Origin of the sequence: Selenomonas dianae (genome assembly GCF_030644225.1) — a bacterium.
Lineage (GTDB): Bacteria > Bacillota > Negativicutes > Selenomonadales > Selenomonadaceae > Centipeda > Centipeda dianae.
Genome location: NZ_CP128650.1, coordinates 1,156,500 through 1,179,361, shown reverse-complemented (window position 1 = coordinate 1,179,361; position 22,862 = coordinate 1,156,500). Strand labels below are relative to the sequence as shown.

At 53.5% G+C, this 22,862-nt stretch carries 18 protein-coding genes and 1 pseudogene; all 19 read left to right on the top strand.

From position 1 onward, the window contains the following. Positions 1 to 27 precede the first annotated feature (27 nt). The 19 genes and pseudogenes from QU667_RS05760 to glmS all read left to right on the top strand — a co-directional run bounded on the left by QU667_RS05760 (position 28) and on the right by glmS (position 22,841). Positions 28 to 1,644 (top strand): nucleoside kinase, encoded by a 1,617-nt coding sequence (locus QU667_RS05760; RefSeq protein WP_304988348.1) that lies wholly within the window; start codon positions 28 to 30, stop codon positions 1,642 to 1,644. A 177-nt stretch (positions 1,645 to 1,821) separates the two neighbouring features. Continuing rightward, positions 1,822 to 2,763, top strand: a complete 942-nt coding sequence (locus QU667_RS05755) for a hypothetical protein (protein ID WP_304988347.1) — start codon at positions 1,822 to 1,824, stop codon at positions 2,761 to 2,763. A gap of 7 nt (positions 2,764 to 2,770) precedes the next feature. Next, on the top strand, positions 2,771 to 3,457 hold the full coding sequence (locus QU667_RS05750; protein WP_304988417.1) for a glycosyltransferase family protein: 687 nt from the start codon (positions 2,771 to 2,773) through the stop codon (positions 3,455 to 3,457). 30 nt (positions 3,458 to 3,487) lie between these two features. Beyond that, the gene (locus QU667_RS05745) at positions 3,488 to 5,251 is read left to right on the top strand and encodes an O-linked N-acetylglucosamine transferase, SPINDLY family protein (RefSeq protein ID WP_304988346.1); all 1,764 of its coding nucleotides are present in this window, start codon (positions 3,488 to 3,490) and stop codon (positions 5,249 to 5,251) included. A 35-nt stretch (positions 5,252 to 5,286) separates the two neighbouring features. Next, the gene (locus QU667_RS05740) at positions 5,287 to 8,679 is read left to right on the top strand and encodes a DNA polymerase III subunit alpha (RefSeq protein ID WP_304988345.1); all 3,393 of its coding nucleotides are present in this window, start codon (positions 5,287 to 5,289) and stop codon (positions 8,677 to 8,679) included. 8 nt (positions 8,680 to 8,687) lie between these two features. Then, positions 8,688 to 9,506, top strand: coding sequence for a pseudouridine synthase (locus QU667_RS05735; protein ID WP_304988344.1), 819 nt, complete (start codon positions 8,688 to 8,690; stop codon positions 9,504 to 9,506). After that, the gene (locus tag QU667_RS05730) at positions 9,415 to 10,668 is read left to right on the top strand and encodes a BaiN/RdsA family NAD(P)/FAD-dependent oxidoreductase (RefSeq protein ID WP_304988343.1); all 1,254 of its coding nucleotides are present in this window, start codon (positions 9,415 to 9,417) and stop codon (positions 10,666 to 10,668) included. Before QU667_RS05735 ends, QU667_RS05730 begins: the two co-directional genes overlap by 92 nt. A gap of 4 nt (positions 10,669 to 10,672) precedes the next feature. Continuing rightward, the gene (aroA, locus tag QU667_RS05725) at positions 10,673 to 11,977 is read left to right on the top strand and encodes a 3-phosphoshikimate 1-carboxyvinyltransferase (RefSeq protein ID WP_304988342.1); all 1,305 of its coding nucleotides are present in this window, start codon (positions 10,673 to 10,675) and stop codon (positions 11,975 to 11,977) included. A gap of 17 nt (positions 11,978 to 11,994) precedes the next feature. Continuing rightward, positions 11,995 to 12,648, top strand: coding sequence for a (d)CMP kinase (gene cmk / locus QU667_RS05720; RefSeq protein WP_304988341.1), 654 nt, complete (start codon positions 11,995 to 11,997; stop codon positions 12,646 to 12,648). Between the two features lie 9 nt (positions 12,649 to 12,657). Then, positions 12,658 to 13,272, top strand: coding sequence for a lysophospholipid acyltransferase family protein (locus QU667_RS05715; protein ID WP_304988340.1), 615 nt, complete (start codon positions 12,658 to 12,660; stop codon positions 13,270 to 13,272). 60 nt (positions 13,273 to 13,332) lie between these two features. Beyond that, a pseudogene (locus QU667_RS05710) lies at positions 13,333 to 13,443 on the top strand (secretion protein HlyD); the annotation flags it as partial. A 221-nt stretch (positions 13,444 to 13,664) separates the two neighbouring features. Then, on the top strand, positions 13,665 to 14,420 hold the full coding sequence (locus QU667_RS05705; RefSeq protein ID WP_304988339.1) for an MBL fold metallo-hydrolase: 756 nt from the start codon (positions 13,665 to 13,667) through the stop codon (positions 14,418 to 14,420). 13 nt (positions 14,421 to 14,433) lie between these two features. Next, complete coding sequence (locus tag QU667_RS05700; protein WP_304988338.1) at positions 14,434 to 15,537, top strand: S1C family serine protease; 1,104 nt, start codon at positions 14,434 to 14,436, stop codon at positions 15,535 to 15,537. After that, positions 15,534 to 16,013 (top strand): 23S rRNA (pseudouridine(1915)-N(3))-methyltransferase RlmH, encoded by a 480-nt coding sequence (rlmH, locus tag QU667_RS05695; RefSeq protein ID WP_304988337.1) that lies wholly within the window; start codon positions 15,534 to 15,536, stop codon positions 16,011 to 16,013. Before QU667_RS05700 ends, rlmH begins: the two co-directional genes overlap by 4 nt. Positions 16,014 to 16,168: 155 nt before the next feature. Continuing rightward, positions 16,169 to 17,518, top strand: a complete 1,350-nt coding sequence (gene gdhA / locus QU667_RS05690) for an NADP-specific glutamate dehydrogenase (RefSeq protein ID WP_304988336.1) — start codon at positions 16,169 to 16,171, stop codon at positions 17,516 to 17,518. 516 nt (positions 17,519 to 18,034) lie between these two features. Then, positions 18,035 to 18,865: an undecaprenyl-diphosphate phosphatase gene (locus QU667_RS05685; RefSeq protein ID WP_304988335.1), complete on the top strand. Its 831-nt coding sequence runs from the start codon at positions 18,035 to 18,037 to the stop codon at positions 18,863 to 18,865. A gap of 3 nt (positions 18,866 to 18,868) precedes the next feature. Beyond that, the gene (pth, locus tag QU667_RS05680; RefSeq protein ID WP_304988334.1) at positions 18,869 to 19,492 is read left to right on the top strand and encodes an aminoacyl-tRNA hydrolase; all 624 of its coding nucleotides are present in this window, start codon (positions 18,869 to 18,871) and stop codon (positions 19,490 to 19,492) included. Continuing rightward, the gene (locus QU667_RS05675) at positions 19,458 to 20,735 is read left to right on the top strand and encodes a radical SAM family protein (RefSeq protein WP_304988333.1); all 1,278 of its coding nucleotides are present in this window, start codon (positions 19,458 to 19,460) and stop codon (positions 20,733 to 20,735) included. Before pth ends, QU667_RS05675 begins: the two co-directional genes overlap by 35 nt. Positions 20,736 to 21,011: 276 nt before the next feature. Next, on the top strand, positions 21,012 to 22,841 hold the full coding sequence (glmS, locus tag QU667_RS05670; RefSeq protein ID WP_304988332.1) for a glutamine--fructose-6-phosphate transaminase (isomerizing): 1,830 nt from the start codon (positions 21,012 to 21,014) through the stop codon (positions 22,839 to 22,841). The last annotated feature ends 21 nt before the right edge of the window (positions 22,842 to 22,862 follow it).

Below are 22,862 nucleotides of genomic sequence, written 5' to 3'. Positions count from 1 at the left end.
ATATAGAAATATGGAAAGGGGATCTCCATGGAAAGAAATCTGATAATGATGGCGAAGCAGGTACAAAATGCCTATTCCAGCCCGATTGTCGCAGCGAAAATTAACGGTGAAGTATGTGATATTCAAACCGTTCATGAGGATACAGATCAAATCGATTTCATCGAATTGGACTCACCATTGGGGTGGGTCATCTATCGACGTTCCGTATTGTTTCTTTTGATTGCAGCAGTAAATAAACTTGAGAAAAACAGCGATGTCATTGCAAAATTCACGGTAAATAAAGGACTGTATTGCGAAATAAAAATACCAAATTGTTCGATTGATCTATCGTTCATAAAAGAAATAGATCATCAGATGCGAGCGATGATTGCAGCCAATCTTCCCATTGTCAAGCACAGTATTCCGCGACAGGAGGCAATAGAAACATTTCAAATGCTTGGGCGAACAGGGCAAGTAAACTTGATTTCTGCACTCACAAAGCCTGTCATCAGTATATATACTTGTGAGGATTATACGGACTATCTATACGGCCCGATGCTTTCTGAGACAAAAGAACTTGGCAGATTTGAACTGGACTACGAGCCGGACGGTGTGCTGATTCGTACACCGGATGAAATGACTAACGGAAAAATCAGAGAACGTATCAATCAGCCAAAATTTGGATCAATTCTTGCTGAATCAAAGGCTTGGGCGGATATTTTGGAGTGTCGTTTTATCTCCGATCTGAACCGCATCAATAAGGAAAATACAATAGGAGAACTTATTCGCATTTCAGAGGCGCTGCAGGAAAAAAGAATCGCACAAATTGCAGATCATATCTCTGCGCACCGGGAAGATGTTCGTCTGATCTTGATTGCAGGTCCATCCTCTTCCGGAAAGACTTCATTTGCTCAAAGACTGCGCATACAGCTGCGGGTCACCGGGCTACGCCCCGTGATGATCTCTCTGGATGATTACTTCTTAAATCGTGAAGATACTCCCATCAATGAAAAGGGACAGTATGATTACGAATCCTTGGATGCACTGGATACAAAACTGTTCAATCAGAATATGATTGAACTTCTTGACGGGAAAGAAGTTCAGATTCCACGTTATAACTTCATAACGGGACGACGGGAGTGGAAAGATGACGCATTTCTTTCCATTCATAAGAATCAGCCGATTATTATTGAGGGGATTCATGGACTGAACGAATACTTGACAAAAGACATCCCACGTATCAACAAATATAAAATCTACATCAGTGCACTAACACAGCTCAATATTGATGCTCATAACAGAATCCCAACAACAGAAGTCCGTTTTTTACGCAGACTCGTACGTGACTACCAATTCCGTGGTGCAAAAGCGATGAAGAGCATTCGACAATGGCCGGATGTGAGGGCAGGAGAGGAGAAGTACATCTTTCCGTTTCAGGAGGAAGCAGATACCCTCTTCAATTCTGCTTTGATTTACGAAATAGGTGTCTTGAAAAAATATGCGGTACCACTCTTGGAAGAGATTCGATGTGGAGAAGAAGGGTATACAGAAGCTCGTCTGCTTCTGCGCTTTCTTCAATATGTCGATGGAATTTCTGCTGTTGATGAAATTCCCAATAACTCCATTCTCAGAGAATTTATTGGAAAATCTGTGTTCTTCTCATGAAAAAGAGGCTGCTGCACGAAACAAACATGCGGCAGCTTCTTTTTATCTGCGGGTCGGGATCAGCGATTCCTTGAAAAGAGGGACGGATGATAGATACAACTTCTTTACAGTTTGTGATATAATAAAAAAGTCTATGTCACGTAGCTGGGGGATCCCTATAAAATGGAGGAGAATGATTTGGCTGAACAAATTCGACCTGATCTGCTCTCTTTTCTTACGCCAAATGCTGCTCCGCTGCGTATTTTAGTGGTTGAGAGCCTGACGTATTTATCCGATCTGCGCAGAATGTTTCCACGGGCGGAACTTTATGCGGTTACCTCCGAGGCAGATGCGCCGGAGATGGCGTCGTCTGCAGGGACGCATTGGCTGATTCTCGACTATCTTGCCGTGCCACTCCCGTATACGCGTGGATATTTTGACTACATCATTTCAGATCTTGCCTTGGAGACTGTGGATAATCCGCAGGATATTGCTTCCGGATTTTCTACCTTTCTAAAGGAAACCGGTTCTTTATTGACGAGTTTTCGTAACGTACGGCATTGGTCGGTGCTTCAAAACTTGATGGATGGGCATTTCTACAATTTTGTATCTCGTCTCTATGCGCGTGCCGAGTTTGAAAACCTTCTCTACGCATCTTTTTATAAGAGTGTACGTATGCGTCATCAGCAGCGAGAGGCACCTGATGGCTTGTTGGATCGCCTGATCAGAGCCGGATTTGAAAATGAGCAGGATGATCTTGAAACAGAGTTCTATCTCGTATGCGCCGATCGATCCATGCCTGAGCTGGCACTTCTGAAGTCCATGTATACGCAAGAGGAACGCAGACAGATTGTGCGCATGATACATCGGGTCGAATACGATATAGAATGCGCGAAGTCAGCAGGAGCTCTGTGGGAAATAATACTTCGTGTCGGGATTTTTCCTGCGTATCTTGCGTCATTTGTTCGCGAGACCGTTATCCATACAGAAGCGTTTTATCACCATCTCTCGCATACATCGTACGAACACTTACATTTTATCTATGAGATGTTGGAGATGAGCATTGCGGAGAGTGGCGATCCGATGGAGCGGGAGATGTATCGTCGTTTGCAGAGAGAGATCGTGAGTGAAAAGAGATAGAAATATGATGGAGCCGGATCGTAACAAGATTGCATTTATCACTTGTATCAATGACGATGATATGTACAATGAGTGTCTTCTGTATTTGAAATCGCTGCATATCCCATCTGGAATTTCTGTAGAATATATACCCGTACGCGATGCTGTTTCTATGTGTGCAGGCTATAACGAGGGGGCACGCGCAACGGATGCAAAATACAAAGTATATCTGCATCAGGATGTGCTCGTCGTCAATAAGAATATCATATCAGATCTGCTGTCCATCTTTTCCGATCCTGCGATTGGACTTGTCGGTGTGATCGGTTGCCGCAGTCTGCCGCGTTCCGGAGTCTGGTGGGACGGACTGCGTACCTATGGGCGTGTCCTTCACCACTGTGAACCCGAGAGCGTGGTGGACTCGCACTGCATGGAGCCGGATGGGGCGTATATTGACGTGGAAGCGGTGGACGGTCTTTTTCTTGCGACACAGCATGATTTGCCATGGCGTGAGGATCTGTTCACGGGATGGCATCTCTATGATACGTCGATGTGCATGGAGATGCAGCGGCGTAATTTTCGTGTTGTCGTTCCCAATCAGGAAGATGATTTCTGGTGCATCCACTGTCCGCACGAGAAGCCGCTTGCGCCGGAGTACAAGCGCTATCAGAAGATATTTCTGCGTGAATACGGTACAGAACTGCATCCGGAGGTATGATAAAATTCATGAGGAAAGGAGGGGGTATCTATGAAAAAACAGCCGCCAAAGGCTGAACATGCTGCAGAGGAAAAGATTAATTGGCTGAAACTTGCGACGAAATTCTCAGCAGATGGGGATCTAAAGGGGATGCGTGCCTGCGCCAAAGAGGTGGATCGCCTCATGGCAGGCGATGTCGATGCGACGGCGGTCAATGCCGAAGTGGCGCTCTACAGTGGGCGCATTGATGAGGCGGAGGCTCTTGCAGAGAAGGTTTTGCGTGTTCAGCCGCGTCATCCGCGTGCCCGTATGGTACAGGCGGGACTTGCTGCATTGGAGTTTCGTTTGGATGATGAGATCCCGCTCCTTGCCGATTTGATCGAGGAACTTTCCTATAAGGCAAAAATTCTTGGAGAAGAGGATCCTTCCTATGCGATCTATCATCAGATGGTAAAGCGTGCACGCGGATGGCTTGCCGATGCGCTCTATCTTGCGGGAGAAGCGAGAGGCGCTGCGCATGAGCTCCTCATGTCAAGTCGTCTTTCGGATGAACCGGATGAGGCGGCAGAGCTTTATAGCAAGTATCTCTTTATGCGGAACTATCGTTATTTGGGGGCGAAGGACGGTCGGCTCAAAGCAGAAGTATATAATAGTATGTGGTCAGTGCAGCCATATGCACATGATGAAGGCGCTCGCGCCCCTCAAAAAAAGCTGCGTATCGGCTATATTTCACCGGATTTTCGAGAGCATTCTGTGTCCTATTTTTTAACACCTTTGCTCCGTCATTTCGACGGTGAACGGTTCATGGTATTCTGTTATGCGACAGGCAGAAGTGATGCGGTAACGGAACGGCTTCGCACACGCCGTGTGACATGGCGCGATCTGCGCGGACGGCCGCCACGGACGGCGGCGCGTCTCATTGCAGAGGATAAAATCGACATATTGGTTGATCTATCCGGTCACTCACAGGACAATGCTCTGCCGATCATGGCATATCGTCCGGCTCCTGTTCAGGTTTCCGGGATTGGATATACAAACACGACCGGACTTCACGTGATCGACTATTTTCTCTCGGATGAGATCTGTGTTCCCAAGGGGGATCTTCAGGCGGAGGATGGTTTTACGGAACGTGTCCTGCGTTTGCCGCACTCTCATCTATGTTATGCCCCCGAGGAAATTCGTGCGATGCCGGAGGCGGGATATGAACCTCCCGCGCGTCGGAACGGATATGTAACATTTGGCAGTTTCAATAATTTTGCGAAGGTTACGGATGAAATGCTGTTGCTTTGGCGTGGAATTTTGGAATCTGTTCGTGGGTCGAAGCTCGTGATCAAGGGCAAAATTGCCAGCATTGATTCCGGCATACATTTTGCTAAAAAACGTCTCTCTATGCTTAACTACGATTTGAGGCGTGTGGAATTTCGCCCGTACAGCCCGGACTATTTGGAACAGTATCGGGATATTGACATTGCACTTGATACCGCACCGTACAACGGCGGACTGACAACGTGCGAGGCTCTCTACATGGGGGTTCCTGTCATCTCTTTGCGTGGACGCACCCATGGTGCACGTTTTGGTGCATCCATACTGACGAATGCGGGTGTACGTGAACTCGTTGCGGAAAATGATATTAACTATGTACGGCGCGCCGTTCAGCTTGCGGGGGCGCCGAAGCTGCTTGAGGCGTATCACATGGGTCTGCGTGCAAATATGAAGCGTTCTCCGTTGATGGACGCACAAGGGTATATGTACGAATTGGAATCAGCTTATCGGGAGATTTGGGAAAAATTTTGTAAGACCATCCTTTCTGCGTGATGCAGGAGAGGAAATGAACAGAAGGGAGGAAAAGAATGGCCTTTGCCCATCTGCATGTGCATACGGAATACAGCCTGCTCGACGGAGCGAGCCGCATCAAGGAACTCATACGTCGAACGAAGGAGCTTGGGATGGATTCGGTTGCCATCACCGACCATGGCGTTATGTATGGTGCTGTCCGATTCTATAAGGAGGCAAAGGCGCAGGGGATTCATCCCGTCATTGGCTGTGAGGTCTATCTCGCCCCCGGGATGCGGCAGGAACGTACAGAGGTGGATGGCACACGCTATTATCATCTGATTCTCCTTGCCGAGAATGAACACGGCTACCACAATTTGGTTGAGTTAATATCCCTCGCCAATATCGAGGGATATTATTATAAACCGCGCATTGACAAAGAATTACTGCGTCAATATAGCGAAGGAATTATTGCACTCTCAGCCTGTGTGGCGGGTGAGATTCCACAGGCGATCCTGCGTGGGAACAATGAGCGTGCAGAGGCTCTGATCTCTGAGTATGTGGAGATTTTTGGACAGGAAAATTTTTTCCTTGAGATTCAGGATCACGGACTGCCCGAGGAAAAGACGGTCAATCGTGCACTGCGTGATCTTGCAAAAAAATACAATGTCGGACTTGTTGCGACGAACGATGTCCACTATGTCCATGCAGGCGACAGCGAGTTTCATGACATCCTGCTCTGTGTGCAGACCGGGAGAACAATCAATGATCCTGACCGTATGCGCTTCTCCGGTCCTGATTACTATCTGAAATCAGAGGAGGAAATGGCTGCGCTCTTTGCAGACTATCCGGGTGCCATCGAAAATACAGCGAGGATTGCCGCACGCTGTCAGGTGGATTTTACTTTCGGCGAACTGCAGCTGCCGTTTTATCCGATCCCCGAGGACTGTGAAAGCGACGATGCCTATCTGCGTACCCTTTGCGAGGAGCGGCTTTCCTCACGTTATGCGGATGTTACGGACGAGGTTCGTACGCGTCTGGACTATGAGTTGGGCATCATTCATGGCATGGGATACGCCAGCTACTTTCTCATCGTGTGGGATTTTATCAACTACGCACGCGGACATGGCGTTGAAGTAGGACCGGGACGTGGTTCGGCAGCAGGCAGTATTGTCGCCTATCTTCTTGGGATCACAAATATCGATCCGCTACAATATGCACTTCTATTCGAGCGTTTCCTCAACCCTGAACGCGTGTCCATGCCGGATATTGATATTGATTTTGACGATATGAATCGTGGGCGGGTCATTTCGTATGTCAAGGAGCGCTATGGGGAGGATCATGTCGCACAGATTGCCACGTTCGGCACGATGGGGGCAAAGGGGGCAATTCGCGATGTCGGGCGTGTGCTCGAAATGTCGTTCAGCGAAGTGTCTGCCATTACAAAGCTTGTTCCTGCTGAACTGAACATTACATTGGAGCGTGCGCTCAAAGAGTCGTCGGATTTTAGGCGTGTCTACGAGGAGGATGAGAATGCTCGCCGAGTGATTGATCTCGCGCGTAAAATCGAAGGCTTGCCGCGTAATACGTCGATCCATGCGGCGGGTGTTGTGATTGCGAAGAATCCGCTGTCCGGTCAAGTGCCCGTCTGGGTTTCTGAGGGGACGCTTGTCACGGAGTTCGATAAGGACGACGTAGAGGCTCTCGGGCTTCTCAAGATGGATTTTCTCGGGCTGCGTACGCTGACAATTATAGCGGACACGGTCAATCATGTGCGTGCGTCGCATGGCATTGAGTTGGATGTCGATGCCATACCGCTTGTGGATGAAAAAACATCACAAATGCTCTGCGATGGAGACACGGGAGCTGTGTTCCAGATGGAGTCGGCGGGTATGACAAATCTTGTCAAGGATCTGCAGCCGAAGGGGTTTGTCGATCTGATTCCGACCGTGGCACTCTATCGACCGGGACCCTTGGGCAGCGGAATGGTGACGGATTTCATTGACGGCCTGCACGGGAAAAAAGAGGTTGTCTATATGCACCCTCTGCTTGAGCCGATCCTAAAGGAAACGTTCGGTGTTGTGCTCTATCAAGAGCAGGTCATGCAGATTGTGCAGGTGCTCGCGGGATTTAGTCTCGGACAGGCGGATCTTCTGCGGCGTGCGATGGGCAAGAAGAAACACGATCTTCTAATGGCGCAGAAGGAGATCTTTTTGCAGGGCTGCGCGAAGAACGGGCTGGAAGCTGCGCTTGCAAATCATATTTTCGACCTCTTGACGCATTTTGCGGACTATGGATTCAACAAGTCCCACAGTGCCGCCTACGGTCTGCTCGCATGGCAGACGGCGTATCTCAAGGCGCATTACCCCGTAGAATTTATGGCGGGTGTTTTGACGAGTATTATGGATAAGACGGACAAAATCCCCGTCTACATTCAGCTCTGCCGTCAGATGGGGATCAAGATCCTGCCGCCCGACATCAATTCGAGTGCAGCGACGTTCGGCATCGAGGATGGTGCGATCCGCTTTGGGCTTGCCGCCGTTCGCAACGTCGGGGAGAATGCGATTATGAGCATGGAGCGCGTACGTGCCGCTAGCGGAAAATTCCGCTCGCTTGTGGATTTCTGTACGCGCGTCGATCTGCGTACGGTCAACAAGCGGGCAATTGAGAGCCTCATCAAATGCGGTGCGTTTGACAGCATCGGTACGGAGCGCAATCAACTGCTTGCCGCACTCGATCCCGCGATACAGGATGCGGCACGGCGGCAGCGTGATCTTTTGAGCGGGCAGGGAGGGCTCTTTGGTGAGGATATGATGGAGGAGGTTCAGCAGATTCGCGTTTCGACGGACATTCCACCGAGTACGGCGCGTGAGCGTCTGACGTGGGAGAAGGAAGCGACGGGCTTTTACATCACAGGGCATCCGCTCGATGACTACCGTGATACCCTGTCTGTACTGCTCTCCATCGGCGAGATTCCAACCGCCGTGCACAGAGATCGTCAGCTTGTTCGTATCGGTGGGATACTGACAAGTACGAAGCGTTTTACAACGAAGAAGGGCGATACAATGCTCTTTGCCGAGCTTGAGGACTTCAGCGGCAAGATTGAGGTGACTGTATTCCCGCGTGTGTTCTATGCACATGTGTCTGATCTGGAGCCGGATAGTATTATTGTTGTGCAGGGGCGCGTTGATACGACGGGCGAGGAGCCAAAACTGCTTGCCGACGAGATCTGGCGGATGAATGAGTACCGATCTTCCTTTTACCTGATTCCGTCTGCGGATGCAGATCGCCGTGTACTGTGGACAGCGATGCGGACGCTCTTTGCCGCGCACAGGGGAGAGCATCCCGTCTTTGTTCAGAGTGAGGGACGATGGCGAAAGCTTGAGGAACACTATTGGATCGACGGCTCACCTGAGGTACAGCAGAAACTCAGGGCGCTGATGGGGGAACGTGCCGTCAAAATGCGATAGGGGATAAAATGGAAGAACGATTGCAGAAGATCCTCAGCAGTGCGGGGGTGGCATCGCGTCGTGCAGCGGAGAAGATGATCCGCGCGGGACGGGTTATGGTGGATGGTGCTGTTGTGACGGAGCTCGGTGCGAAGTATGAGGCGGCGTGCCATGAGATTACCGTTGACGGCAATCGTATTCGGGCTGATGAGAAGCGGTACTACGTCCTGCTCAACAAGCCGCGTGGCTACCTCTCAACGGTGCGGGATGATCGGGGGCGCAAGACCGTGCTCGATCTCCTGCCAGATTTTTCCGCGCGTCTTTATCCTGTGGGGCGGCTCGACGCCGATACGGAGGGATTGCTCCTCATCACGAATGACGGTGGGCTGACGCAGGGGCTTCTGCATCCGCGTTATGAGATCGACAAGGTCTACCATGCGGAGGTTTTTGGCGAAGTCACGGAAGAAGGGATGGAACAGCTGCGCCGCGGCGTTCTCCTTGAGGACGGTGTAACCGCGCCCGCGCAGCTGCGCGTATTGCGTTCAGAACATGGGCGCACGGTGGTCGAGACCATCATCCATGAGGGGCGCAACCGACAGGTGCGGCGGATGTTTGCCGCGATCGGCTGCCGTGTTACGGGACTCAGGCGTGTACGCTTTGCACAGCTGACCTTACGCGGGCTTGCCTGCGGTGCATATCGGCATTTGACGTCGAAGGAGATTCGGGAGCTTCGTGAGATTGCAGGGGTGACAGAGCGTGAAGAAGATCATCGTGGTGGGCGCGGGACCTGCGGGCATGATGGCGGCAGCGGCAGCGGCGGAGTGCGGCGGACACGTTCTGCTCCTTGAGAAGATGCCGCGCGTCGGACGCAAGATGATGATTACAGGAAAGGGACGCTGCAACGTCACCAGCGCGGACGAGATTCCTGACATCATCAGGAACATTGTCGGAAACGGCAGATTCCTTCACTCCTCGATTCGCGCCTTCGACAACGCGGATGTGATAGCATTTTTCGAGGGGCAGGGCGTTCCGCTAAAGACCGAGCGTGGAAATCGTGTATTCCCCGTGAGTGACCGCGCCGCTCAAGTGGTCGACGCTATGCTGAAATACCTGTGTGATCAGAATGTGGAGATCCGTACGAATACAGCGGTGCATGAACTCATTATCGAGGATGGCATACTGCGCGGCGTCCGCCTTGCGGACGGTTTACAGATCGAGGCGGCTGCCGTGATTCTCGCCACAGGCGGTGCATCCTATCCCGCGACGGGCTCGGCGGGGGACGGCTATGCGCTCGCGCGTGCGGCGGGGCACACGGTCACACCGATCTTTCCCGCACTTGTTCCCCTCGTGACGCGGGAAACATGGGTTAAGGACGTGCAGGGGCTTTCCCTGCGCAATGTGCGTGCCACGCTGTATCATATGGGGAAGAAGGAGCAGGACTTCTTTGGTGAGATGCTCTTTACGCATTTTGGCGTGACGGGTCCGATCATCCTCCAACTGAGCCGCCGCGCATCGGAACTTCTAATGGATGGGCAACAGGAGATCGAACTGCGGCTGAACCTCAAGCCCGCGCTGACGCACGAAAAACTGCGGGAGCGTGTGGATCGGGACTTTACAGCATACGAGCAGAAGCAGATCCACAACGGCATGATTGACCTCCTGCCGAAGCGGCTGATCGACATTGTACTGCATACGGCAGAGATCCTGCCGGAGCGTGTCGTCGGTCAAGTTTCATCCAAGGAACGTGAACGTCTTGTGTACACGCTGCAGGCACTCCCGCTAACGATTACGGGGACGCGTCCCATCGCTGAGGCGATTGTGACGGCGGGCGGCGTTGCAACGCGTGAGCTCGACCCACGCACGATGGAATCCAAGCTCGTAAAGCATCTCTATTTCGTGGGTGAATTGGTCGATGTGGATGCCTATACGGGCGGTTACAACTTACAGGCGGCGTTTTCTATGGGGCATGCAGCGGGCTGCCATAGTGTATCGGATTTGGAAAGTGAGTAAGCACATGGCTGAGATGAAAACGATTGAACCTGCGCGGCGTGGCTGGCGTGGGAAAATCGATATACCAGGGGATAAATCCATCTCGCATCGCAGCGTCATGTTTGCAGGGCTGGGCGATACGCCCGTGCATATTCGGAACTTTCTCCATGCGGCGGACTGTCTCTCGACTGTCGGTGTGATGCGTGCGCTCGGTGTCAATGTTGAATTTCTGAATGAAAACGAACTGATTGTCACGGGCAGAGGATTTCATGGACTGACGGAGCCGTTGTCTGTGCTCGATGCCGGGAACTCCGGGACGACGCTGCGTCTCATGATGGGGTTGCTCGCACCGCAGTCGTTCCTCTCCGTGTTCAGTGGCGACGCCTCACTGACGCGCCGTCCGATGGGGCGCGTACTTCTGCCGCTCTCTGAGATGGGCGCGTGCATCTACGGGCGAAACAACAACAACAATCTTCCGCTTACGATCATACCGGCGGGGGAGATGCTGCACGGAATTCACTACAACAGCCCCGTTGCGAGTGCGCAGGTCAAGTCGGCCATTCTCCTCGCGGGGCTTTATGCGGATGCGCCGACGACGGTCACAGAGCCGTACACCTCGCGCGACCATACGGAACAGATGCTTGCGGGCTTCGGTGTTCACCTTGAGCGCACGGGGGCAAGCGTAACCGTATTCCCTGTGGCGGAGGGCGGCTATCGTGCACCTGCGGAGATTACCGTGCCGGGCGACATCAGTTCGGCGGCGTATTTCCTCGTTGCGGGCAGCATCATCGCGGACAGTCGCCTTCTGCTGCGGAATGTGGGCATCAATCCGACACGCACGGGGATTCTGGATGTGCTCATGGAGATGGGCGCACATATCATCGTGCAAAATGAACGCACGAGCGGCGGCGAGCGCGTTGCGGACATTACGGTTGAAACGGCGGCTCTGCGCGGTGTATCCTTTGGAGCGGAGATTATGCCGCGCCTCATCGACGAGATTCCGATTATCGCCGTCGCCGCGCTCTTTGCGGAGGGGGATACTGTTATCACGGGGGCGGGGGAACTGCGTGTAAAGGAAACGGATCGCCTGCACGCGATTGCGACGGAGTTTCAAAAGCTCGCCCCCGGCAGCATTGAGGAACGTGAGGATGGACTTGTCATTCACGGTCAGGCGAAGATGCAGAGGGCGCAGGTGAGCAGCTGCGGAGATCATCGTATGGCAATGTCGCTTGCTGTCCTTGGTGCGGCGGCGAAGGGGGTTATCATCGAGAAGCCGGACAGCGTCAATATTTCCTATCCGACATTCTTTTCCGAAATGGAACGGTTCTAAACAAGAAGGAGTTTTGTATGAAACGTGTGATAGCGATTGACGGACCTGCCGGTGCGGGAAAGAGCACTGTTGCAAAGATTGTGGCAGAGAAACTTGGCTATACCTACATTGACACGGGAGCGATGTATCGCGGCGTGGCATGGAAGACGCTCAAGCAGTCGCAGACGGCGACGGACGAGGATATACTTCGTGCTGTGCAGGAGATCGACGTGCGTCTTGCCTGTACGGAGAACGGTACGCGTGTTACCGTCGACGGCACGGATGTGACGCAGGAGATCCGTACGCCCGAGGTTACGCATATCGTTTCCCGTGTCGCGGCACTCGGCCCTGTACGTGAAAAGATGGTGGAGCTGCAGCGTGCAATGGCTGCGGATGGCGCGATCGTCATGGACGGGCGCGACATCGGGACGAATGTACTCCCAAATGCCGATGTGAAGATCTTCCTCACGGCATCTGTCGAAGAACGTGCACGCCGTCGCTACGACGAGATGAAGGAAAAGGGCTATGCGGTCAATTTCGACGATCTGAAACGTGAGATTGCTTTGCGCGACAAGCAGGACAGCGAGCGCGAAATCTCGCCGCTGCGTCAGGCGGAGGATGCCGTTCTGCTCGACACGACCTCGCTCTCGATTGATGAGGTTGTCACATATGTTTTGAAACTCTCAGAATAGGCGGTTACTATGCTGTATGGATTTCTGCAAATCGTCTTTCGGCTCTTTTTCTACATCATCTTTCGTACGCGTGTCTATGGACGCGAGAACATCCCCGCAGAGGGGGCTGTGATCCTTGCCGCGAATCATGCGAGCAATATCGACCCGCCGCTTATGGCGAGCCTCATCGAGCGTCCTGTCAGCTATATGGCGAAGATCGAACTGTTCGAGAATCCGATTTTTGGCGCGGCAATTCGTCGCTGCCATGCGTTCCCTGTAAAGCGCGGCGAATCCGATCGCGGCGCAATCAAGACGGCGGTTACGGTCTTGAAGGAAGGGCGTGTGCTCGGACTTTTCCCCGAGGGGACGCGCAGCAAGACGGGTGAGCTGCAAAAGGCGGAGGCGGGCGTCGCCCTCATCGCCGCCATGACGGGCGCACCGATTGTGCCCGTTGCCATCCTCAATACACATTGCATCTTCGCAAACGGCGGGCTGCTTCCGCAGCTGCGCATTATGTATGGCACGCCGATTTCCTTTCAGGGCGACCGCAAAAGTAAGGAAGCACTTGACGCGTTTTCTGCTGAGATCATGACCCATATTGCGCGGATGAAGGATGAACTCGCACAAAAAAATAAACGTTCGTGAAATATTTAGGAATCGCTGATAAAATGAAGTCCGTCAGATTGGCGCAGATTTTTTCGTCCGATTGAGGCAGCAAACCGGACGCATAGCCAAAGCTATGTGGAGGATTTGCTAACGAAAAGCGGGCAAAAAAGATGTGCTAAGATGGCGGTGCTGAATTTATCAGTGCTTCCTTTATTTTGCTCCCACATTACAGCAGTTGTTTGTGGGGGCTTTTTGCAAACTTAAGTGAGGACTTTGCGGCGTGGCATGAACTCATTCGTATTATGCTGCATGAAGGCAAGTGAATGGAGCAGGAAGTCATGCTGTTGGAATCATAATTTTTCCCATAGAAATTATGCAGACAATTTACAGACAAGTGGAATAATATGAGGGACAGAGAGGAGGATTGTTCGTTGCAAGTATCCATACTGGCGAGCGGAAGCAAGGGAAATTCGATCTATGTTGAGCTGGATGGTGTGCGGATCTTGGTGGATGCGGGCATCAGTGCGGCGCGGATCACGAAGGGGCTGCGCACGCGCGGCGTAGACCCCCAGAGCCTCAATGCCGTACTCGTCACACACGAGCATATCGATCATGTGCGCGGACTGAAAACGCTCGCGAAGCAATACCATCTGCCGATCCTTGCGACGTGCGGGACGCTTGCGGGCATTGACGGAGGCACGGCATTCGAGGACGATATGCGGAGCATTTCGGGGGCGTTTACGATTGGCGATGTCATGGTACAGCCCTTTGCGATCTCACACGATGCGGCGGATCCATGTGGCTTTCGCATCGAGGGCTCGCACTGCTGCACGGTTGCAACCGATCTCGGCGTTGTGACCGATACGGTGCAGGAGGCGATGGAGGGGGCAGATGTTCTTGTCTTTGAGGCAAATCACGATGCCGACCTCCTGCGTCGGGGCAGCTATCCGTGGCCGCTGAAGCGACGCATTCTCTCGAATCGCGGACATCTTGCAAATGGGGAGGCGGCATGGGCACTTACGCGCATGAAGAAACAGCCGCACAAGGTCTTCCTCGCACACCTCTCGGAGGAGAACAATCGTCCCGCACTCGCGTGTGATACAGTGACAGACATTCTCGCTTCACGCGGTATGATGCTTGATGTAGAGAGTTGTCTGCCGGAGGGCGGGGCAGAGATCGTACTATAAAGGAGATGTCGTTATGAACATCCGATTTCACAAGAAAAAAGGAGCAGCGCTCGCAGCTGCGGCAGTTTTCGCCTCCATTGTCATCTTTGGCGGCTGCTCGCTGGGAACGGCTGCCGATAACACGGTTGGCGGATCGAAGCCCGCGCAGACGGTCGATGTTTCGGGGCTCTCGGAGGCGCGCAACACACCTGTTGTCCGCGCGGCAAAGGCGGTAGGACCGGCTGTCGTCGGCATTACGAACAAGGCGGTCGCGCGTGACTGGTTCAATAATCCGGTTGAGACGCAGGGCGTTGGTTCCGGTGTGATATTTCGCAGCGACGGCTACATTGTGACAAACAATCACGTGATCGACGGGGCGAAGGAGATCATTGTTTCGCTCTCCGATGGGCGCAGTCTTAAGGGAAAACTCATCGGAAAGGATGAGTTCACCGACCTCGCCGTTGTGAAGGTGGATGAAAGCAACCTGCCGACGGCGGTATTCGGAAACTCGGATGGGGTCGTGGTCGGCGAGCCGGCGATTGCGATCGGCAATCCGCTCGGGCTTGAGTTTCAGGGCAGCGTAACCGTCGGGGTCATCAGTGCGTTGAACCGCACGCTCGATGTCAGCGACAAGCGTGTGAAGCTGCTGCAGACCGACGCAGCAATCAGCCCGGGGAACTCGGGCGGTGCACTCGTAAACGCCGACGGTGAGGTCATCGGTATCAACAGTGCGAAGGTGGCGGCTGCTGCCGTCGAGGGCATGGGGTTCTCCATCCCGATCAACACGGTGCAGACCATCGTGAGTGAACTGATCGAAAAAGGTTATGTGGCGCGTCCATATCTTGGGGTATCTGTCTTTGACCCGACGACGGCGGCACGCTACGGCTATCAGTTGAATATCGACAAGGGCGTCTACATCTTCCGTCTGTCGCTTGACGGTCCATGCGGCAAGGCGGGATTCCAGCGCGGCGACATCATCCTTGAGATCGACGGTGAGGAAGTCAACAGCGTTGCCGAACTGCGGAATAAGATTGCCTCATACAAGGTCGGAGACAAGGTGACGGTGACTTACGACCGCAACGATACGAAGCGCAAAACGGAGGTCACACTCGAAGAGATGCCGCAGGAGGATCGTTGAAAATCACGATTGTCTGTGCGGGTAAAATCAAGGAAAAGTATCTGCGCGACGGGATTGCAGAGTATGAGAAGCGTATGCGTCCCTATGCGGATGTGCGCACACACGAAATCCCAGAGGAGCGCATGAAGGAGAAGCCTTCGGCTGCGGAAAAGGCGGAGACCATCCGCCGCGAAGGCGAGCGTCTTTTGACGCAGGTGCCGCAGGGGGCATATCTCATTGTGCTCGATGTCGGCGGCGCAGAGCTCTCCTCGGAGGAGTTTGCGGCAAAGATTGACCGCCTTGCAGTCACAGGCGAGAGTCATATTGCCTTTCTCATCGGCGGTCCTTTCGGGCTGTCGGATGAACTGCGCCGCAGTGCCGATCTGCGGCTCTCCTTCTCGCGTTTCACATTTCCGCATCAGCTCATCCGCCTCTTTCTCGTGGAGCAGATTTACCGCGCGTTTAAGATCAGTCGGGGAGAGCCGTATCATCTGTAGGACGAGAGGTCTTTGCATTTTCGCAGAGGCCTCTTTTTTGTATTTCCACTGCATATTGTATTCATGCCTGTAATCCCTATACAAACCTTTGCGCCGTGTGCTATACTCAGTCACGTTCGATGAGGGTCACCGAGCAAGCAGAGGGAGGAATTACAATGTCTGATATGAAACAGTATGTAGATGATATTCTCGATCTGGTATCGAAGCGCGATCCCGATCAAACGCATTTTAAGAACACGGTCTCCGAGGTTCTGACATCGGTTGTTCCCCTGCTGGAGAAGCATCCGGAGTACAAGCAGCACAAAATCCTTGAACGTATGATCGAGCCGGATCGCATCATTACGTTCCGTGTGCCGTGGGTGGACGACAAGGGCGAGATTCAGATCAACCGTGGCTTCCGTGTGCAGATGTCCAGCACACTTGGCCCATACAAGGGCGGCTTGCGCTTCCATCCGAGCGTGACACTTGATATTCTAAAGTTCCTCGCGTTCGAGCAGGTGTTCAAAAACGCGTTGACGGGGCTTCCGATTGGCGGCGGCAAGGGTGGCTCGGATTTCGATCCGCATGGGCGCAGCGACAACGAGGTCATGAATTTCTGCCAGAGCTTTATGACGGAGCTCTATCGCCACATCGGTCCGAATGTAGATGTCCCTGCGGGCGACATCGGTGTCGGCGGGCGCGAGATCGGTTATCTTTTCGGTCAGTACAAACGCATCCGTGACTCCTATGATGCGGGCGTTTTGACGGGCAAGCGCACGGACTACTGGGGCAGTCTTGCACGTACGGAGGCGACGGGTTATGGTCTCCTGTACTTCGTGCAGGATATGCTTGCCGCGAAGGGCATCGACCTCGCGGGCAAGACGATTGTCGTTTCGGGTGCGGGCAACGTCGCGACGTATGCGATTGAGAAGGCACAGGAGCTCGGGGCGAGGGTTGTGACCTGCTCCGACTCGAACGGATACATCTACGATCCCGATGGCATCGACCTCGCAGCACTCAAGGAGATCAAGGAAGTTCGCCGCGCGCGCATCAAGGAGTATGCGGCGACACATCCGAATGCCGAGTACCACGAGGGCTGTTCGGGTGTCTGGTCGGTGAAGTGCGATATTGCTCTTCCGTGTGCGACGCAGGGAGAAATTGATCTGGCGTCTGCAAAACTGCTTGTTGCGAACGGCGTACAGGCGATCGGCGAGGGCGCAAATATGCCGTCGACACTCGATGCAATTGCATATTTCCAGAGCCACAAGGTGCTCTTTGCACCGGCAAAGGCGGCAAATGCGGGCGGTGTTGCGACCTCCGCACTGGAGATGTCGCAGAACTCCGAGCGCCGTCAGTGGACGTTCGAGAAGGTGGACAAGCGTCTCCGCAAGATTATGTCGCACATCTACCGCGACGCGAAGAAGAATGCGGAACTGTATGCCGACCCCGACGATCTTGTCGCGGGTGCAAACATCACAGCGTTCGCAAAGGTTGCGGATGTTATGCTCGCACATGGTCTCGTGTAAGCGTAGAATTGTATAGAGAAGGGCTGCTTCGGCAGCCTTTTTTCTTTGGGGTCTACGTCAAATTTTACGGACATGCATGCTCCACGCAAACACTTAGTTGCGCAAGCGTTCGTGTGCTTGTACGCTCAAATACCGCTGGACTTCTTAAACGCGCTGCGCTTGGACGAAAGAAGTCCAACGGGGCGTACCGCACACTTTTCCCGCTTGCTCCACTAGGGTTTGCTTAGGAGCATCGCTGACCTCATTTTCTCGTAACATTTATCATAGAAATCGTGCAGAAATGCGGGAACTGTGCTATAATAGGCGAGATTTCTAAGGAATCGCTGATGAAATAGACCCTCAGATTGGCGTAGATTTTTCGTCCGAACTAAGGAGGCAAACCGGAGGCATAGCAAAGGCCATGTGGAGGATTTGACGACAAAGTACGGGTAAAAAAGAGGCACTAAGTTGGTGTGGCTGAATTTATCAGTGCTTCCCTAGCAGAGGAGGAGTACATTTACAGTGGATATTTCATTGATGGAACTGGTGAAGGTTGTCATTCTGGGCATCGTGGAGGGATTGACGGAGTGGCTTCCCGTATCGAGCACGGGGCATATGATCCTCGTCGATGAGTTCATTCGGCTCGATGTGTCGACGGCATTCATGGATATGTTCCTCGTTGTGATTCAGCTCGGCGCGATTCTCGCCGTTGTTGTGCTGAATCTCGAAAAGCTCAACCCATTCCTAAAGAGTAAGTCAGAGGCAGAGCGTCGCGCGACGTTCGATCTCTGGGGCAAGGTCATCGTCGCCTGTCTGCCCGCCGCCGTGATCGGGCTTGCGTTCAATAAATACATGGAAGAACATTTCATGAATGCGCCCGTGGTCGCCGCGATGCTGATTCTCTACGGCGTGCTCTTCATTGTAGTGGAACGCTTCAACAAGCGGCGCACACCACGCGTGGACGATCTTGCCGCACTGGACTACCGTACGGCGTTCATCATCGGTATGTTTCAGGTGCTCTCGCTCGTTCCGGGGACGAGCCGCTCGGGTGCGACGATTCTCGGCGGCATCATCTTCGGTGCAAGCCGTTATGTTGCCACGGAGTTCACATTTTTTCTTGCGATTCCCGTCATGTTTGGTGCGTCCTTTCTGAAGCTCGTGAAGTTTGGTTGGAACTACACGGGGGCGGAGCTCGTGATCCTCGCCATTGGCATGGTGACGGCGTTCATCGTGTCGATTCTCTCGATCCGATTCCTCCTGCGCTACATCAAGCGCAACGATTTCACGGCGTTCGGCTGGTATCGCATCGCGCTCGGCATCGTCGTGCTTGCCTATCTCTTTCTGATTGGCGATCCGACGAAGGAGTGAGACATGAAAATTATTGCAGGATTGGGCAACCCCGGCACGGAGTACGCACAGACAAAGCACAATGTCGGCTTTATGCTGGTCGATGCACTCGCAGCGCATCTGAATGCGCCCGCATGGAAGGAAGATTTTTTCTCTGCCATCACCGAGGTACGCGTTGGCGGGGAGAAAGTCTTTCTCGTAAAGCCCTTAACCTATATGAACAACAGCGGCGAGGCGCTCGGGCCGATGCTTTCCTACTATAAGATGGATACGGACGATCTTATTGTTGTGCATGACGATATGGATATCCCTGCGGGGATGGTACGCATTCGCAGAAAGGGCAGTTCAGGTGGGCACAACGGCATCAAGTCCATCCTCGCCCACGTCGGCAGTGAGGACTTCGCGCGTGTCCGCATCGGCATCGGCCGCCCGCCCGCAGGATGGACGGTCATCAACCATGTGCTTGCGCCGTTTTCGTCGGAGGATGCACCGAAAATTCGTGCGGCGATTGACTACCTCCTGCCTGCGGTGGAATGCATTGTGACGGACGGTGTGGATTTTGCGATGAACAAGTACAATCCACACAAGAAGAAAGAGAAACAAGAGGGGAGTCATGAAGCCCAAGAAGCAGGCGGCACGTCCGCATAGACATAGCGGCGAGATCACGGCGGTCTACGCCGATAAAAACGGAAATATTTGCGAGGCGGCGGGGGTTCATGCGATGGGGCGCATCGGCGCACGGAATGTTTCGCTTCGTCCGGACGATCTCATTCCGCTGCCCGAGAGTGCCGACCTCATGTTTATGCCCGATCATACGGCTGTGGGACAGACGGCAGGCGGTGAGGAGAAACGGATTGCAGGGATGGCGGTCGCTGGCATCTTGCCGCAGGGCTATACGCGCACGCATCTGCCGGCATTCGTTCGCACCGATGATGCCGCACCTCTGCCACTCTATGGATATACCGCTGTTGTATCGTATGGAGGGGAACTGTATGTTGCCGCTGTCTATACGGATGAAAATGAGAAGTGGGATCCCGCCAACTACAATGGCAAGGAGCTCAAAAAACTTGTGCGCCGCACGATGAAGGAACTCCCGAACAATCGCATCGTGGAGCAAGTGGGGAACTGCTCGCTGGACTATCACTGTTTGACGGCACAAAATTTGTTTTACCGACGGTGGGAGTGCGGTGTGCCAACCTCACCCGTATGCAATGCGAACTGCCTCGGCTGTATCTCGCTGCAGAGCTCGGAGTGCTGCCCATCGCCGCAGGAGCGCATCACATTCTCTCCGACGGCGGAGGAGATCGCCGAGGTCGGCATCTACCATCTCTCAATCGCGCCCGATGGGATCATCAGCTTCGGGCAGGGATGTGAGGGCGAGCCATCGCTTGCGGCAGACAGAATCGCAGAGGGCATTCGGAGGATTCGCGCCGTCACCGCGCGTGGTCAGATCAATATGAACTCGAATGCGGGCTTTCCTGCAGGGATGCGGAAAATTGTGGATGCGGGGCTGGACTCGCTGCGCGTTTCCATCATCAGTGCACGTGACGAGAGTTATAACGCATATTACCGTGCGAGTTATTCGCTGGACAATGTAAAGGAATCCCTGCGCTATGCACTCGATCATGGTGTCTATGTGTCGCTGAATTTGCTCCACTTCCCGGGCTTTACCGACCGTGCGGAGGAGCTGACGGCGTGGCAGAAGTTCTTTCGTGCGCTGCCCGTGCAGATGATCCAGATGCGGAATCTGAACATCGATCCAACGCTCTTCCTCCATACTATGCCGGAGGCGGTCAGTGAGCCTGTCGGGACACGTACATTTATGGACGAACTTCATGCGGAGTTTCCACAGCTTGTGATAGGAAGCTTCAGTCATTACGTAACGAATTGACTTCTTGTGCAATATCGGATAGAATGACCCCATGCACTGTTGGTGCATGGGGATTTCTTTTATGGAAAAGAGATAGCTTCCTAGTATTTCTTAGCGCTGGCTCTGAAAATAGATTGTATTTCAGAGGACGAGGAGAAGGTTGTCGAGCCGTCAGCGGATGCCTTCCGGCACGCTCTGTCGAGAGTCTGCGGTCAAAGCGCAGGGGCGACCCTGCGGACAAAGCTGCAGATGGAGCGAAATCCTTGAGAGAAGAGTTTTCTGTCAGGAGGTATTTTTATGTGTGGAATTGTCGGTTATGTCGGAGATCGTCAGGCGGCGGAGTTTCTGCTCGACGGTCTGTCGAAGCTTGAGTATCGCGGCTATGACTCAGCGGGTATTGCTGTCTACGATGGTGAGAACATTCGCGTGGAGAAGAGCGTCGGACGTCTTGCTGCGCTGCGCGACAAGATCAAGGGAAATGTGCCCGTGGGTACCCTCGGCATTGGGCATACGCGATGGGCGACGCACGGTCGTCCGTCGGATGTGAACTCGCACCCGCACACGGACTGCCATGGCGACTTTGCTATCGTGCACAACGGCATCATCGAGAACTATCTTTCGCTGAAGGAAGAACTCATCGCAAAGGGGCACGTCTTTAAGTCCGAGACGGATACGGAGGTTGTTGTGCACCTCTTGGAAGAGGTCTACAGCGGGGACTTTGTCGCCGCCGTTCGTGCGGTTTTGGAGCGGATTGAAGGATCGTATGCGCTCACGTTCATGAGCCGTCGGCATCCCGATATGCTCATCTGCACGAAGCAGGATAACCCTCTCATCATTGGACTTGGTGAGGGCGAGAACTTTATTGCTTCGGACATCCCCGCCATTATTTCAAAGACACGACGCACCTATATACTGGCGGACGGTGAAGTTGCCATTGTCCGCAAGGACGCGGTCGAGGTGACAAACCATCTTGGCGCACCCGTGCCGAAGAAGGTGTTCGAGGTTACATGGAACGCTGAGGCAGCGGAAAAGGGCGGTTACGAGCATTTCATGCTCAAGGAGATCAATGAACAGCCGAAGGCGGTGCGCGACACGATGAGTCAACGCATCACGGCGGACAAAAAAGCCATCTCCTTTGAGGAACTCGCGTGGGATGCAGACTATCTGAACTCGTTCAACAAGATCTACATCGTTGCCTGCGGCACGGCATATCATGCGGGACTGGTCGGCAAGTACTACATCGAGAAGCTGGCGCGTGTGCTTGTTGAGGTGGATGTCGCCTCGGAATTCCGCTATCGCGATCCGATTGTCGACGAACACACGCTTCTGATTGTGGTATCACAGTCGGGTGAGACAAGTGACACGCTTGCCGCACTTAAGGAGTCAAAGCGGCGCGGGGCAAAGACCCTCGCCATCACGAATGTAGTCGGCTCGTCGGTTGCCCGTGAGGCGGATCAGGTTGTCTATACATGGGCAGGACCTGAGATTGCGGTCGCATCGACGAAAGCGTACACAACACAGCTTGTTCTCTTCTTTATGCTTGCACTTTACATGGCGGAGATCAAGCAGTCGATTACGGCGGAGCGCACGGCGCAGCTGGTCGCACAGCTGCACGAGATTCCGGCGCAGGTTTCGGAGATCTTGTCCGATGTGGATCCGATCAAGACCTTTGCGAAGCAGTACGGCTTCAACGAGGATGTTTTTTACATCGGGCGCGGTCTGGACTATGCCGTGTCACTTGAGGGTGCTCTGAAGCTGAAGGAGATTTCCTATATTCATGCTGAGGCGTATGCAGCGGGCGAGCTCAAACACGGCACACTTGCTCTTATTGTCGAGGGTGTTCCTGTCATCGCACTTGCGACGCAGCGCAATGTCTACGAGAAGACCCTTTCCAACATCAAGGAGGTCAAGGCGCGCGATGCAGTGGTCATCGGGATCGCGGCAGATGGGGATACGGAGCTCAAGAAGTATGTCGATCACGTCATGCACGTCCCGGCGACGGATGAGTTCATCATGCCGATCCTCTCGGTGATTCCGCTCCAGTTGCTCGCCTATTATGCGGCGATTACGCGCGGCTGCGATGTGGACAAGCCGCGCAATCTTGCGAAGTCGGTTACGGTAGAATAGCAGTAGAGATTATCACGGGAG

What these genes read in the sequence shown, in the direction of transcription:
- QU667_RS05735 (WP_304988344.1), top strand. Translation starts at nt 8,688, where the DNA reads ATGGAAGAACGATTGCAGAAGATCCTCAGCAGTGCGGGGGTGGCATCG.
- QU667_RS05700 (WP_304988338.1), top strand. Translation starts at nt 14,434, where the DNA reads ATGAACATCCGATTTCACAAGAAAAAAGGAGCAGCGCTCGCAGCTGCG.
- QU667_RS05675 (WP_304988333.1), top strand. Translation starts at nt 19,458, where the DNA reads ATGAAGCCCAAGAAGCAGGCGGCACGTCCGCATAGACATAGCGGCGAG.
- gdhA (WP_304988336.1), top strand. Translation starts at nt 16,169, where the DNA reads ATGTCTGATATGAAACAGTATGTAGATGATATTCTCGATCTGGTATCG.
- QU667_RS05740 (WP_304988345.1), top strand. Translation starts at nt 5,287, where the DNA reads ATGGCCTTTGCCCATCTGCATGTGCATACGGAATACAGCCTGCTCGAC.
- aroA (WP_304988342.1), top strand. Translation starts at nt 10,673, where the DNA reads ATGGCTGAGATGAAAACGATTGAACCTGCGCGGCGTGGCTGGCGTGGG.
- QU667_RS05750 (WP_304988417.1), top strand. Translation starts at nt 2,771, where the DNA reads ATGGAGCCGGATCGTAACAAGATTGCATTTATCACTTGTATCAATGAC.
- QU667_RS05685 (WP_304988335.1), top strand. Translation starts at nt 18,035, where the DNA reads ATGGAACTGGTGAAGGTTGTCATTCTGGGCATCGTGGAGGGATTGACG.
- pth (WP_304988334.1), top strand. Translation starts at nt 18,869, where the DNA reads ATGAAAATTATTGCAGGATTGGGCAACCCCGGCACGGAGTACGCACAG.
- glmS (WP_304988332.1), top strand. Translation starts at nt 21,012, where the DNA reads ATGTGTGGAATTGTCGGTTATGTCGGAGATCGTCAGGCGGCGGAGTTT.
- cmk (WP_304988341.1), top strand. Translation starts at nt 11,995, where the DNA reads ATGAAACGTGTGATAGCGATTGACGGACCTGCCGGTGCGGGAAAGAGC.
- QU667_RS05745 (WP_304988346.1), top strand. Translation starts at nt 3,488, where the DNA reads ATGAAAAAACAGCCGCCAAAGGCTGAACATGCTGCAGAGGAAAAGATT.
- QU667_RS05760 (WP_304988348.1), top strand. Translation starts at nt 28, where the DNA reads ATGGAAAGAAATCTGATAATGATGGCGAAGCAGGTACAAAATGCCTAT.
- QU667_RS05715 (WP_304988340.1), top strand. Translation starts at nt 12,658, where the DNA reads ATGCTGTATGGATTTCTGCAAATCGTCTTTCGGCTCTTTTTCTACATC.